Origin of the sequence: Pseudomonas lundensis, from assembly GCF_002269125.1 — a bacterium.
In the GTDB taxonomy this organism is placed as follows: domain Bacteria; phylum Pseudomonadota; class Gammaproteobacteria; order Pseudomonadales; family Pseudomonadaceae; genus Aquipseudomonas; species Aquipseudomonas lundensis_A.
The window spans coordinates 35,274-49,540 of record NZ_NQKI01000023.1 but is presented as its reverse complement, the minus strand read 5'-3'; the positions used below and the strand labels follow the sequence as shown (position 1 = coordinate 49,540).

Below are 14,267 nucleotides of genomic sequence, written 5' to 3'. Positions count from 1 at the left end.
GCACTGCGCAAACAGCATCGTAAACCAAGCAGCAACATGGCCAGGGTCGCCTTGATCGCCTACGTTTTTGCCCTGCACACACGGGTGTAACGCGATATTTCGATCCGGCCGTATTGCCATCAGATAAAAACAGCGAGGAATAATCCATGCTTGAAGTCATCAATGACTTCCTCTCAGGGAAAGTGCTAATCGTGCTCATGGTTGGGCTCGGTGGCTACTTCACGATCCGCTCGCGTTTCGTTCAGTTTCGTTACTTCCTGCACATGTTTGCGGTGTTCAAAGACAGCTTGCGCAGCAGCGCCGGTCAACTGAGCTCGTTTCAGGCATTGATGCTGAGCCTTGCGGGCCGTGTGGGCGCGGGCAACATCGCGGGCGTCGGCATTGCCGTGACCCTCGGCGGCCCCGGCGCCGTGTTCTGGATGTGGGTGACTGCGCTGGTCGGCATGTCCAGCAGCCTGATCGAATGCTCTTTGGGCCAACTGTACAAACGCCGCGATGCCGAAGGCCAACTGCGGGGCGGTCCTTCCTTCTATATGAAGCACGGGTTGGGCAAAGCCTGGATGGGCAAACTGATGGCGGTGTTATTGCTGATCACCTTCGGCTTTGCCTTCATGGGCCTGCAAGCCCACGCCGTGACGCACTCGCTGCAAGACGCTTTCGGTTTTGAGGTTAACTACACCGGTTTCGCCATCGCCGTGCTGCTGGGCCTGGTGTTCATCGGCGGTATCAAACGCATCGCCTCGGTGGCCGACCTGTTGGTGCCGGTCAAAACCCTCGCCTACATCGCCGTGACCCTGTACGTGATCGTGCTGCAGTTTGACCAAGTGCCAGCCATGCTCGGCCACATTGTCAAAAGCGCCTTCGGCATGGACCCGGTGTTTGGCGGCCTGATCGGCAGCGCGATTGTGATGGGTGTCAAACGTGGCGTATTCGCCAACGAAGCAGGCTTGGGCAGCGCTCCGAACGTGGCCGCAGTGGCAGACGTTGAGCACCCGATCGCGCAGGGCGTGGTGCAAGCATTCAGCGTGTTCCTCGACACCTTTGTCATCTGCACCTGTACGGCGCTGCTGATTTTGCTGTCGGGCTTTTACACGCCGGGCTTTGAAGGCGACGGCATTGCCCTGACCCAAAACTCGCTGGCCGCTGTTGTCGGTGAATGGGGCCGCATTTTTATCAGCGTGGCCCTGGCGTTGTTCGTGTTCACCTCGATGCTTTACAACTACTACCTGGGCGAGAACAACCTGCGTTTCCTGGTCGGTGAAAACCGCAAGGCACTGATGGGCTACCGCGCACTGGTGCTGGTGTTGATCTTCTGGGGCTCGATTGAAAACCTGCAAACAGTCTTCGCCTTCGCTGACATCACCATGACCATGCTGGCGTTCGTGAACCTGATTGCCTTGGCCATGCTGTTCAAAATTTGTATGCGCGTGCTCAAGGACTACGACGACCAACGTCGCGCCGGGATCAAGACACCGGTGTTCGATTCCAGTAAATTCCCGGACCTGGACCTGGACTTGAAGGCCTGGCCGCCGACACCGGCCGCCAAGGTCGAAGACACAAAACGCTGACACTGACGCGGCGGTTCTGAACAGAACCGCCGCGTTTTTGCTTATGGGGACTACACATGACTGCTGCCACTTCCTACCCTGCCGAACGCGTGATGGTGCTCTACACCGGCGGCACCATCGGCATGCAAGCCAGCGCCAACGGCCTTGCGCCCGCCTCGGGTTTTGAAGCGCGCATGGGCGAGTTTCTCGCCAGCCAGCCCGACTTGAACGTGCCGCAATGGTGCTTTCGCGAAATGAGCCCGCTGATCGACAGCGCCAACATGACCCCCGCCTACTGGCTGCGCCTGAGTGCCGCGATCATTGCGGCAATCGAGCAGGAAGGCTGCGACGCCGTCCTGGTCCTGCATGGCACAGACACACTGGCCTACAGCGCGGCGGCAATGAGCTTTCAACTGATCGGCCTGCCAGCTTCGGTACTGTTCACCGGTTCCATGCTGCCCGCGGGCGTGCCTGACAGCGACGCGTGGGAAAACGTCAGCGGCGCGTTGTCAGCATTGAGCCAAGGCCAACCACACGGGGTTCAGCTGTACTTCCATGGCCAACTGATGGCGCCCACCCGTTGCGCCAAAGTGCGCAGCTTCGGGCGCAACCCGTTCGTGACGCTCACCCGCAACGGCGGTGGCACCCCGGCGGATTACATTCCCGGCGAGCTGCTCTACACCCGGCCCAAGCACATGGCCAACGTGGGCGTTCTGCCACTGGTGCCGGGCATTGGCGCGCCGCAACTCGATGCGCTGCTCAACAGCGGCATCGAAGCCCTGGTACTGGAGTGTTTCGGCAGCGGCACAGGCCCCAGTGACGACCCGGCTTTCCTCGCCAGCCTGCAACGGGCGCAGGAAAACGGCATCGTGATTGTCGCCATCACTCAATGCCATGAAGGCGGTGTGGAGCTGGACGTGTACGAAGCCGGTAGCCGCCTACGTGAGGCGGGTGTGCTCTCAGGTGGCGGCATGACCCGCGAAGCGGTGTTTGGCAAGCTCCATGCCTTGCTGGGAGCCGACCTGCCATTGACCGAAGTGCGCCGCCTGATTGAACTCGATGTGTGCGGGGAGCTGGTGTAACGCCCTCATCACATCGTTATCCGGCACACAACTTGCTCCCTTCCAGCATCCTCCCGCTGGAAGCGAGCATGCTGCACTCCCATCTCACCACCCTGAACGCGGTTTCGTTGGTGCTCAGCACCTTCAGGGCCGAAGGCTTGTCCAGTGAAGCGCTATTGGCCGGCAGCGGTATACGCGCCGCCGATTTGAGCCGCGCCGACACGCGCATCACCACCAATCAGGAAATGCGCGTGTGCGCCAACGCCGTGGCCATTCGCCGCGAAATCGGTCTGGAATTGGGTCAACGTATGCACGTGTCGTCCTACGGCATGCTGGGTTACGCCTTACTCACCAGTGCCACCTTAGGTGACGCTTTACGCCTGGCTTTGCGCTACCCGGCGCTGCTGGGAACACTTTTTGAACTGAGCCTGAACGTTGAAGACGAGGTCGTCTGGTTCTGCGCAACCGGTTATCGCGAAAGCCCGCACTTGGCTGTATTCAACGCCGAGCTGTGCCTGACGTCGCTCAAAGTCATTTGCGAGGATTTATTAGGCCGTCCGCTTCCCCTCGCGGGCGCACGCTTCGCTCACCCCGCCCCGGACTATTACGCCCACTACGCGCACAGCTTTGACTGCCCACACGCCTTCCAAGCCTGTGACAACGCGTTCGGCTTCGACCCGCGCTGGCTCGATGAACCCTTGCCGCTGGCCGATGCCGTGACCCATCAGGCGATGGCCGAGCGCTGCCGCAAACAGAACCTGGAGTTCACGGGCCGCCAGTCGTGGCTGGATCGCATCCGCCAGCTGTTGGCTGCACAACTGCATGCCGCCCCGGGGCTGGAGGGCTTGGCCGAACAAATGAACTGCTCGCCGCGTACGTTGCGTCGCCACTTGCACGACATGGGGTGCAGCTATCAAACGCTGCTCGACGACCTGCGCTTTGAGCGCGCCAAACTGCTGCTCAATGAGACCGAATGGCCGATCTACCGGATTGCCGAGAACCTGGGGTTTAGCGAAACCGCCAGCTTTCGCCACGCGTTCGTGCGCTGGAGCGGTGTCTCACCCAGCCAGTTTCGCGCCTAACCCCACCACCCTGTCGTCTGTTTTTTATGCCTGAAAATGGCGCACACCCGCGCCGAAAAGGGGCGAATTCAGGTCAGTCATTTTGGCCATATCCATCCCCTTTTGGCCGCTCCTGCCGTTCTCTGAAACGTCCGAGGCCGCAAGACTGTAGGTCACCGATCAAGCCTGCGGAGAATAAGAAAAATGCTGACGATCTATTCAGATGATCACCACCTGCATCACGGCCGTTGCGAGTTGATGGACGGGCAACTGATGCCTTGCTTCGAAATGCCCTCACGTGCCGATCACATTCTGCAACGGGTTCAAACCCGTGAACTGGGCCCGGTGCAGGCCCCGCGCGATTTTGGCCGCTCGCCCATCGAACGCATTCATACCCCGGCCTATCTGGATTTTTTCCAGGGCGCGTGGGAGCGCTGGACCGAGCACGGGCGCGACGGCGACTTGTTGCCCTACACCTGGCCTGCCCGCACCTTACGCGCGGTCATTCCCACGAGTCTGCATGGGCAATTGGGTTATTACAGCTTCGATGGCGGCGCGCCAATTACAGCGGGCACGTGGCAAGCGGCTTACAGCGCCGCGCAAGTGGCGCTTACAGCACAAGCAGAAATTCAACGTGGCGCTCACAGCGCTTTCGCGTTGTGCAGGCCGCCGGGTCATCACGCCGCCAGCGATTTGATGGGCGGTTATTGCTACCTCAATAACGCAGCCATTGCGGCGCAGGCATTCCTCGATCAGGGCCGCAGCAAAGTAGCCATCCTTGACGTGGACTACCACCACGGCAACGGAACGCAGTCGATTTTCTATGCACGCAACGACGTGTTGTTCACCTCGATTCACGGTCACCCCGAAGCCGAGTTTCCGTTCTTTCTGGGCTACGAAGATGAACGGGGTGAAGGCGCGGGCGAAGGTTTCAACTTCAACTATCCGCTGGCCGCCGGTTCGGCCTGGGATCGCTGGAGCGCCGCCCTGGAAGAGGCGTGTGCTGAAATCGAGCGTTACGACGCCGAGGTGCTGGTGATTTCGTTGGGCGTGGACACGTTCAAAAACGACCCGATTTCCCAGTTCAAGCTCGACAGCCCGGACTACCTGCGCATGGGCGAACGCATTGCGCGCCTGGGCAAGCCGACGTTGTTTGTGATGGAAGGTGGGTACGCGGTAGAAGAGATTGGCGTCAATGCCGTCAACGTACTTGAAGGCTTTTTGAGCGCTCAATAAGGACCTAACAACAATGAAAGCTCTTACGCGTTTATTCACTCCCGCGCTGTGTGCTGCGGCACTGGCAAGCGCCGCCGTGCATGCCGAAGACCGCACGTTGCGGGTGTACAACTGGTTCGACTACATCACCCCGCAAACTTTGGTGGATTTCAAAAAAGACACCAACGTGAAGCTCATCTACGACATTTTCGATACTAACGAAGCGCTGGAAGCCAAGCTGCTCACCGGCAACTCAGGCTATGACGTGGTGGTGCCGTCGAATGTGTTTCTGGCCAAGCAAATCGAGGCGGGCGTGTTTCAGCCCCTGGATCGCAGCAAGCTGCCGAACTGGAACCACCTTGATCCCAAGTTGATGAAGCTGATCGAAGCCAACGACCCCGGCAACCAGTTCGCGGTGCCGTACATGTACGGCACTATCTTGATCGGGTTCAACCCGGACAAAGTCAAAGCCGCACTGGGTGACAATGCGCCTGTGGACAGCTGGGATCTGATTTTCAACGAAGAGAACATCAGCAAACTCAAACAATGCGGTGTGGCGTTACTGGATTCTCCGTCGGAAATTTTGCCGCTGGCGCTGCAACATTTGGGGCTTGATCCCAACAGCACCAACCCAAATGACTACGCCAAAGCTGAAGCGCTGCTGTTGAAGATTCGGCCTTATGTCACGTATTTCCACTCATCCAAGTACATGGCCGACATCGCCAATGGCGACATCTGCGTGGCGGTGGGTTATTCAGGCAGTTTCTCCCAAGCGGCCAACCGGGCGAAAGAAGCCAACAACGGCGTGACCGTGGACATGCGCTTACCTAAAGAGGGCGCCCCGATCTGGTTCGACATGCTCGCGATCCCCAAAGGCGCTAAAGATAAAGAAGACGCCTACACCTTCATCAACTACTTGCTACAACCCAAGGTCATTGCGCCAATCAGTGATTTTGTCGGGTACCCCAACCCGAACAAAGATGCGACCGACCTCGTGGCCCCGAGCATCCGCAACAACCCGAACCTGTACCCGACTGAAGCGGCAATGACAACGCTGTACACCCTGACCCCACTGCCCCGTGAAGCCGAACGCGCCCGCACGCGGGCCTGGACCAAAATCAAGTCGGGCACCTGAGTCGACCGGAGCCGCTGGCGCAACCCGCGACAGCGGCGACAGGGCTTTATTGCCACACGCGGCTGAGCCGCGCTAACGCTGATTTGATATCCGCTTCGGGCACGGCTGCGAACCCCAGCACCAGCCCGGCACGGTTATCCACAGGCTCGGTGGAGTGATGCAGCCAGTAGCGGCTCAAGCCGTTGATTTCCACACCCACCTCATTGGCTTGTGCCAACAGGGCTTGCTCGCGCTCAAGGCTACTGACCGCCACGGTCACGTGCAGGCCTGCTGCAATCGCCGGTAAATCCCCCAAGCCTTCCACCCCCTGCGGCCAATGCGCCATCAACGCATTGCGCCGACTGATGGCAGCACGGCGCATGCGCCTGATATGACGCTGAAAGTGCCCGCTGGCCATGAACTCAGCCATCACGGCCTGAGTACTGACCTCCGAGTGACGCATATCCAACGAACGACGCTGAGCGAAAGGCTCGATCAGGGCGTTGGGCAGCACCAAATACCCTAAACGCAGCGCCGGAAACGCCACCTTGCCGAAGGTGCCTACATAGATCACTCGCCCTTGACGATCCAGCGCCGCCAGTGGCGACAGTGGTGCCCCGCTGTAACGGTACTCGCCGTCGTAGTCGTCTTCGACGATCCAGCCTTGGGTGTGCTCGGCCCAATCGAGTAGCTCCAGGCGCCTCGCCAGGCTCAGGGTCACACCTGAAGGGTACTGGTGAGAAGGCGTGACATACGCCAAACGGCAATTGGCCAGCCTCGCCAACAAGTCGCAGCGCATGCCCTCTTGATCGACCGGCACGCCCAGCACCTGCGCCCCTGCAATCGCAAACGCTTGCGCGGCAGCGTGGTAGCCCGGGTTTTCCACAGCCACGCCTTCGCCGGGCTCCACCAGCAACTGTGCACAAAGGCTAATTCCCTGTTGCGCGCCGCAGGTGATCAAAATTTGTTCAGCTGTGCAGGATAATCCCCGTGAAGCCCGTAAGTACGCTGCGATTAGCCCACGTAATCGCGCATCCCCCGCCGGGTCGCCGTAGCACAGTTGTTGTAAATCCGGTTTTCGCCAGAAACCCGCTTGCAGCTTGCTCCACACATCAAAAGGGAATAAGTCAAAGGCCGGAACCCCCACCCTAAAAGCCCGTGGGGGACCACTCGGCGGCAAGTCCAATGAGTGCCTGGCTACCTTGTGCAAAGCACTGCTGTGGATAACTTTACTGGATGTAATCACAGGTAAAACGGGGATTTTTGTGGATAAACCTGTGGGTAAGCCTGTTGAAAACCCTGTGGACAAGTTGGTGGACAACTTTTTCGGCAAGGCCGATTTATCGGGTAACTGCGCCACGTACGTGCCGTCCCCGATGCGTCCCTCGATAAAGCCTTCGGCGTACAGCTGATCGTAGGCGCGCACCACGCTATTGCGTGAAATGCCCAGCGCTGCAGCCAGATCGCGACTGGCGGGCAAACGCGCGCCGCTACTCAGCCGACCGTCCAGCACGCGCTCACGCAACGCGTGATACAGCTGTCGGCTCAGCCCCTTTTTGGGGTCAAGCTGGATACCCGCAGGGTTGAAAGCAATGGACAGCGCTGAATCCGACATAAATTGGACCTACGAAATTGACCGGGAGTGGCTCTTACAACAAGCCAATAGCCTGCCTAGGATGCAGGCATTCGCCAAGGAAATCTTCCGTGCACGTAGCCCGCGCCTTTGCAGAAAACGACCTCGATCGTTTGCAGGCCCAAACTCTGGCAACCCCGCTGCCGATCAGGCGGGCGTGCACAGCGGCCTTTTGGCCAGTGATAACCCGCAAGACCACGCACTCGCTCATTTAATCGCCAAGGAATAGCCCCATGACTCAGTCCCTTCAAATCAAACCCGCCACGGCGGCCGATCGTGACGCCTGGATGCCGCTCTGGCAGGCGTACCTGACGTTTTACAAGACCGAGCTGGCCGACGCGGTAAGTGATAGCACTTGGCAGCGCTTTATGGACCCGAGCGAACCCACCCATCTGGCCCTTGCCTGGCAAGGTGATGAGGCAGTGGGCATGGTGCAGACGGTCATTCATCGCTCTAACTGGAGCGTGGGTAATTCCTGTTACCTGCAAGACCTGTATGTCAGCCCGCAGGTGCGGGGCACCGGGGTGGGACGCCAGTTGATCGAGCACGTTAATGCCCACGCCCGCGCCCTTGATTGCGCCAAAGTGCATTGGCTGACGCAGGAAACCAATGCCACGGCGATCCGCCTGTATGAGCGCATCGCGGATCGTCCCGGCTTCATTCAATTTCGTAAAGTTTTGTCGTAATCAAGGAACGCGCTATGTCCGAATCTCTACAACACTGGCAACCGGCCGCAGCCCCGGATAGCAGAACCCTTGAGGGGATTTACATTCGCCTCGAAAAACTCGATCCGACCCGGCATAGCGACGATTTGTGGCTAGCCTTACAGGGACCAGCGAGTGATCCCAAGCTGTGGGATTACTTGCCTTATGGACCTTTCACCGAACGCTCTACATTTGATGAATGGCTGACAAACAACGCCGCCAGCCGCGACCCGCATTTTTATGCAGTCATCGACAGCGCCGCTGAACAGGCCCAGGGCCTGCTCAGCCTGATGTGTATCGTGCCGGAGCATGGGCGCATCGAGATTGGCCATGTGGCATTTGGCGCGCCTATGCAGCGTTCGCCCAAAAGCACCGAAGCCGTCTACCTGCTGGCCAGAGAAGCCTTCAACTTGGGCAATCGTCGGTTGGAATGGAAATGCAACAATGACAACGCGCGATCCAAACGTACCGCAGTACGATTGGGTTACACACTCGAAGGTATTTTCCGCAAGCATATGGTGGTTAAAGGCAAAAACAGGGATACCACGTGGTACAGCATTATTAGTACGGAATGGCCTGTAATCGCCACCGGCTTCGAAAAATGGCTGACACGTGATAACCAGCCAAAAACCGGCCAAATCAAGACGCTGGAAGAATGCAGAGCATTGGCTGTATAAAAAACGATCAGAACGCCCAACAAGGACTGTCGGGCGTTTTTTGCGTTCAGAAAGGATTAAAACGGTCGCAGTAATCGAACGACGCCCATCTGCAGCCGATGGGTTTGTTGATGCCGTGCTGGAATACATACGGAGCGCGGGCACATTTGAACCCGGTTCCCAGCCCTCTTTGCCATTGCTTTTAAGCCCGTTCATTCGGGCTCGTAAACGCCAACTCAGGTGGGCATTCAGTGGCGTTTATGGATTTGACCGACCGCGATATCGAGTTTCGTAGCCAGACGTATGACCTTCCTGACCCTTTGAACACAAGGGACGTAAATCCGTTGTGGCTCATTCTGGCCAGCTACTTGAGAGATGCCCACATGGCATCCGGGATGAGTGAAAGCGAACGCGAGTGGCGTGGCTGGATGCCCGCCAATGCGTTGTATGCGCAGGCACAGGGGGCCTATCTGCGCCTGATCGAAGCCACTACGGGGCAAAAGAACATGACTGTTTAATCGTATCAACCCTCTTTACGTAGACCACAGGGATGCCGCGCAGAGCGGGAAGGAGCACGAAAAAAAAGGGGAGCACATGCTCCCCCGAGGTTTAAAGCGTTTGGATCAATGGCGTATCAGGCTTCGATTTCGATCAGGATTTCGCCCGGGTTGACGCGGTCGCCTTTGACCACATGGATGGTGATGATTTTGCCGGCAATGGCGGCCTGTACTTCGGTCTCCATTTTCATGGCTTCGGTGATCAGTACCGATTGGCCAGCCTTGACGGTTTCACCGACGCTGACCAACACATCGACGATGTTGCCCGGCATGGTGGTGCTGACGTGGCCCGGCTCGCTGGCTTGTTTGCGCTTGCCAATCGCGCTGCCGACAAATTCGTTGAGAGGCTCGAACACCACTTCTTCCGGCATACCGTCGATGGAGAGGTAGAAATGACGCTTGCCTTCGGCTTTCACACCCACCCCGGTGATGTCTACGCGGTAGCTTTCGCCGTGTACGTCGATCACGAACTCGGTCGGTACGCCTTCGCCACCCGCCTTGGTCACGCCGCCCGCTTCCGGGATCGGCAGCAGGGCTTCCGGCACCAAGGCACCCGCCGCACGCTCTTCAAGGAATTTACGGCCGATGTCCGGGAACATGGCGTAGGTCAGCACGTCTTCTTCAGACGTGGCCAGCGCGCCAATTTCACCGCGCAGTTTGACCATTTCCGGCTTGAGCAAATCGGCCGGGCGCACGTCGATCAGCTCTTCGTTGCCGATCGCCTGACGACGCAGCGTCTCGTTCACCACACCCGGCGCCTTGCCGTAGCCGCCTTGCAGGTAGAGCTTCACTTCGTTGGTGATGGTCTTGTAGCGCTCGCCCGCCAACACGTTGAAGAACGCCTGCGTACCCACGATTTGCGAGGTCGGTGTCACCAGCGGCGGGAAGCCCAGGTCTTCACGAACACGCGGGATTTCGGCCAGCACTTCGTTCATGCGGTTCAGCGCACCCTGCTCTTTGAGCTGGTTGGCCAGGTTGGAGATCATGCCGCCAGGCACTTGGTTGACCTGCACACGGGTATCAACGGCGGTGAATTCGCTTTCAAACTGGTGATACTTCTTACGCACGGCGTAGAAGTACAAACCAATTTCCTGCAACAGCGCCAAGTCCAGACCGGTGTCGTATTCGCTGCCTTTGAGGGCTGCAACCATCGATTCGGTGCCGGGGTGGCTGGTGCCCCAGGCGAAGCTGGAGATGGCCGTGTCGATGTGGTCAGCGCCGTTTTCCACTGCTTTGAGCTGGCACATGGCTGCCAGACCGGCAGTGTCGTGGGAATGGATAAAAATCGGCAGGCTGATTTCAGCTTTTAGCGCCTTGACCAGATCACCCGTGGCGAACGGCGTGAGCAGGCCGGCCATGTCTTTGATGGCGACAGAATCGCAACCCATGGCTTCCATCTGCTTGGCCTGTGCCACGAACGCTTCGGTGGTGTGAACCGGGCTGGTGGTATAAGCGATGGTGCCCTGCGCATGCTTGCCAGCCGCCTTGACCGCTTCAATGGCAACCCGCAGGTTACGCACGTCGTTCATGGCGTCAAAGATGCGGAACACGTCGATGCCGTTGACAGCAGCCTTGGCCACAAAGGCTTTGACCACGTCGTCGCTGTAGTGGCGATAGCCCAACAGGTTTTGACCACGCAGCAACATTTGCAGACGTGTGTTGGGCAGTGCCGCGCGCAGTTGGCGCAGGCGCTCCCACGGGTCTTCCTTGAGGAAACGTACGCAGGCATCAAACGTGGCGCCGCCCCACACTTCCAGCGACCAGTAGCCGACCTTGTCGAGCTTGTCGCAGATCGGCAGCATGTCTTCGGTGCGCATGCGGGTAGCCAGCAACGACTGGTGGGCGTCACGCAGGATGGTGTCAGTTACAAAAATCTTCTTGGACATTCTTATGTTCCTCACAGGCCTGCGTGGGCGGCGATGGCGGCAGCGATGGCCAATGCCAGCTCTTCGGGTTTGCGCTTGATCGAGTAGTTGGTCAGTTCAGGATGGCTTTCAACGAAGCTGGTGTTGAACTGGCCGCTACGGAATTCCGGGTTACGCAGGATTTCCTGGTAGTACGCGGCTGTGGTTTTGACCCCTTGCAGGCGCATGTCGTCAAGGGCGCGCAAGCCACGGTCCATCGCCTCTTCCCAGGTCAGCGCCCACACCACCAGTTTCAGACACATGGAGTCGTAAAACGGCGGGATGGTGTAGCCGGTGTAGATCGCCGTATCTGTGCGCACGCCGGGACCACCGGGCGCGTAGTAGCGCGTGATCTTGCCGAAGCTGGGCAGGAAGTTGTTTTTCGGGTCTTCGGCGTTGATCCGAAATTGCAGGGCAAAGCCGCGGTGCTGAATATCTTCTTGCTTGATCGACAGCGGCAAGCCGGAGGCGATACGGATTTGTTCGCGAACGATGTCGATGCCGGTGATTTCTTCGGTGATCGTGTGTTCCACCTGCACCCGGGTGTTCATCTCCATGAAGTACACCTCGCCCTCGGCGAGCAGGAACTCCACGGTGCCAGCATTCTCATAGCCCACGGCCTTGGCTGCGCGCACTGACAGGTCGCCGATGTAGGCGCGCTGTTCCGGGGTCAGTTGGGGGCTTGGGGCGATTTCGATGAGCTTCTGGTTACGCCGCTGAATTGAGCAGTCGCGTTCGAACAGGTGCACCACGTTGCCAAAGCTGTCACCGAGAATCTGCGCTTCGATGTGCTTGGGGTTCACGATGCATTTTTCGAGGAAGACTTCGGCCGAGCCAAAGGCTTTGGTGGCTTCGGAAATCACGCGCGGGAACGCTTGCTCCAGCTCTTCACGGCTGTTGCAACGGCGAATGCCGCGACCGCCGCCACCCGAGGTGGCCTTGAGCATGACCGGATAGCCAATGCGCTCGCCTTCTTGCAACGCTTCGTGGATATCGGCCACGTTGCCTTCAGTGCCTGGCGTGACCGGGACACCGGCTTTGATCATGCTGCGGCGGGCTTCGGTCTTGTCGCCCATGCGGCGAATGACTTCAGCAGCCGGACCAATAAACTTGATGCCGCGCTCTGCACAGATGTCCGCTAATTCAGCGTTTTCTGACAAGAAACCGTAACCGGGGTGCAAGGCGTCACAGCCCGTTTCCACCGCCAGGTTCACCAGTTTGCGCGGGTTCAAATAACCGGCCAGCGGATCTTCACCAATGCTGTGCGCTTCGTCGGCGCGCTTGACGTGCAACGCATGCCGATCCGCTTCGGAATAGACCGCTACAGAGCGAATGCCCATTTCGGCGCAGGCGCGCACGATACGGACAGCAATTTCTCCGCGGTTGGCGATCAGGATCTTTTTTATCACTTGGATTTTTCCTAAAGCCCATGGAACAAACGACCTGCTAGACCAGGTCGGCACGTGTCCAAATGTGTCTGAACCGTTGTGTCGTCACACTAGACCTGCGCACTGATAAACAAAAATCAATATTTCTTGGGTCGTGCATAAGTAACCACTTATAGTCAGAGCACTTGCTGCTTCAGGAAAAACTATAAAAATGCGTAAGTCATTGATGCGTATCACTTTTCGCCAACTTCAAGTGTTCAATGAAGTCTGTGACCTGCGCTCGTACAGCCGTGCGGCAGAAGAAATGTCACTGACGCAACCCGCCGTAAGTCTACAAATTCGTCAGCTTGAAGAGCTGATCGGACAGCCGTTGTTCGATTATGTGGGCAAAAAACTGTACATGACCGAAGCCGCTGAAGCGCTTCAGCGTGCCAGTCGCGATATTTTTGGACGCTTGGAAAACCTCGATATGCAGTTGTCCGACTTGCTCGGTTCACTGCAAGGGCAACTGAAATTGGCGGTGGAATCCAGCGCAAAGTATTTCGTGCCACACCTGTTCGCGGCGTTCAAACGCCAGCATCCGGAAGTTAATTTGCAGCTCACGGTTGTGAACCGTGCACAAGCCGTGCGCAGGCTTTCAGACAACCGCGATGATCTGGTGATCATGTCGATGGTGCCGCTGGACCTGGGGCTGGAATTTTTGCCGTTTTTGAATAACCCGATTGTGGCCGTTGCCCCGCCCGACCATCCGTTGAGCCAGCGCGAAACCTTGCATTTGCAAGACCTGGAACCCTTCACGCTGTTAATGCGCGAGCAAGGTTCGGGCACGCGCATGGCGTGTGAAGAGTACTTCAAGGAGAAACGCGTGCACTTCAATCAAACGCTGGAGGTGGCCTCGACCGATGCCCAGCGTGAGTGCGCCGTCGCAGGGTTGGGCGTGGCGCTATTGACGCGCCACGCCGTCAGCCTGGAGTTGGCGACAGGTTTGCTGCGCGAGCTGCCCGTCGAGGAATTGCCGCTGTACCGCAGTTGGTGCGTGGTGCAGGCCAAAGCCAAGCGCCTGTCACCGGTAGCGCATGCATTTCTGGGGTTTATACGCAGCGAGCGTCTGCAAATCAGCGCGCTGGTTGAGCGCTTCGACGGCCATTTGCCGACGACGCTTGCCAATAGTTGATGGCGCTCAGGTCCGGGTAATCGGCTGTTTCCAGGCGCAATTGGCGCTGGTCCGTATGGTCTTCAATCGCGCGTCGGAAGGCCATGCGGCGCCGGTCTTCCTGTTGGCGGCGGGTTTTGACGGCGCTGTTGCGTTCTTCGTAAGGCTGGGCCATTTCGAGTCTCCCAAGGCGTGTACGGGAGCTTTACGATGGACTTGGTTTGTGACGAATTGGGGACGTTGAGATGACAGGTGCGTGAAAACGCTGCGTGCA

Annotated in this window: 13 protein-coding genes; 9 read left to right on the top strand and 4 right to left on the bottom strand. The window is 58.4% G+C overall.

Annotated elements, in window-relative coordinates; translation table 11 throughout:
• Window positions 1–146: 146 nt before the first annotated feature.
• From CJF39_RS14930 to CJF39_RS14910, 5 genes are all read left to right on the top strand, one after another.
• Complete coding sequence (locus CJF39_RS14930; RefSeq protein ID WP_094994107.1) at window positions 147–1,568, top strand: alanine/glycine:cation symporter family protein; 1,422 nt, start codon at window positions 147–149, stop codon at window positions 1,566–1,568.
• A 56-nt stretch (window positions 1,569–1,624) separates the two neighbouring features.
• Complete coding sequence (locus CJF39_RS14925; protein WP_094994106.1) at window positions 1,625–2,629, top strand: asparaginase; 1,005 nt, start codon at window positions 1,625–1,627, stop codon at window positions 2,627–2,629.
• A 68-nt stretch (window positions 2,630–2,697) separates the two neighbouring features.
• Window positions 2,698–3,690, top strand: coding sequence for an AraC family transcriptional regulator (locus CJF39_RS14920; protein ID WP_094994105.1), 993 nt, complete (start codon window positions 2,698–2,700; stop codon window positions 3,688–3,690).
• Window positions 3,691–3,873: 183 nt separating this feature from the next.
• Complete coding sequence (locus CJF39_RS14915; RefSeq protein ID WP_094994104.1) at window positions 3,874–4,905, top strand: histone deacetylase family protein; 1,032 nt, start codon at window positions 3,874–3,876, stop codon at window positions 4,903–4,905.
• 13 nt (window positions 4,906–4,918) lie between these two features.
• The gene (locus CJF39_RS14910) at window positions 4,919–6,019 is read left to right on the top strand and encodes a polyamine ABC transporter substrate-binding protein (RefSeq protein WP_094994103.1); all 1,101 of its coding nucleotides are present in this window, start codon (window positions 4,919–4,921) and stop codon (window positions 6,017–6,019) included.
• 46 nt (window positions 6,020–6,065) lie between these two features.
• Here CJF39_RS14910 and CJF39_RS14905 read toward each other — a convergent pair whose 3' ends face one another.
• Window positions 6,066–7,613: a PLP-dependent aminotransferase family protein gene (locus CJF39_RS14905; RefSeq protein WP_094994102.1), complete on the bottom strand. Its 1,548-nt coding sequence runs from the start codon at window positions 7,611–7,613 to the stop codon at window positions 6,066–6,068.
• 251 nt (window positions 7,614–7,864) lie between these two features.
• Between CJF39_RS14905 and CJF39_RS14900 the strand changes: the two genes are divergently transcribed.
• The 3 genes from CJF39_RS14900 (at window position 7,865) to CJF39_RS14890 (ending at window position 9,509) form a co-directional block, all read left to right on the top strand.
• A complete protein-coding gene (locus CJF39_RS14900) occupies window positions 7,865–8,317 on the top strand; it encodes a GNAT family N-acetyltransferase (protein WP_094994101.1) in 453 nt (150 codons plus the stop codon).
• Window positions 8,318–8,331: 14 nt separating this feature from the next.
• Window positions 8,332–9,012, top strand: a complete 681-nt coding sequence (locus CJF39_RS14895; RefSeq protein ID WP_094994100.1) for a GNAT family N-acetyltransferase — start codon at window positions 8,332–8,334, stop codon at window positions 9,010–9,012.
• Window positions 9,013–9,242: 230 nt separating this feature from the next.
• A complete protein-coding gene (locus tag CJF39_RS14890) occupies window positions 9,243–9,509 on the top strand; it encodes a hypothetical protein (protein ID WP_094994099.1) in 267 nt (88 codons plus the stop codon).
• Window positions 9,510–9,625: 116 nt separating this feature from the next.
• Here CJF39_RS14890 and oadA read toward each other — a convergent pair whose 3' ends face one another.
• Both oadA and CJF39_RS14880 read right to left on the bottom strand, forming a co-directional pair.
• Entirely contained in the window at window positions 9,626–11,434 is a 1,809-nt protein-coding gene (gene oadA, locus CJF39_RS14885) for a sodium-extruding oxaloacetate decarboxylase subunit alpha (RefSeq protein ID WP_094994098.1), read from the bottom strand.
• 11 nt (window positions 11,435–11,445) lie between these two features.
• Window positions 11,446–12,861, bottom strand: a complete 1,416-nt coding sequence (locus CJF39_RS14880; RefSeq protein ID WP_094994097.1) for an acetyl-CoA carboxylase biotin carboxylase subunit — start codon at window positions 12,859–12,861, stop codon at window positions 11,446–11,448.
• 190 nt (window positions 12,862–13,051) lie between these two features.
• On the opposite strand from CJF39_RS14880, the gene CJF39_RS14875 reads away from it, so the two are divergent.
• A complete protein-coding gene (locus tag CJF39_RS14875; protein ID WP_094994096.1) occupies window positions 13,052–14,014 on the top strand; it encodes a LysR family transcriptional regulator in 963 nt (320 codons plus the stop codon).
• Here CJF39_RS14875 and CJF39_RS14870 read toward each other — a convergent pair.
• Window positions 13,956–14,168: a PA3496 family putative envelope integrity protein gene (locus CJF39_RS14870; protein ID WP_094994095.1), complete on the bottom strand. Its 213-nt coding sequence runs from the start codon at window positions 14,166–14,168 to the stop codon at window positions 13,956–13,958. The genes CJF39_RS14875 and CJF39_RS14870 overlap by 59 nt on opposite strands.
• Between the last annotated feature and the right edge of the window lie 99 nt (window positions 14,169–14,267).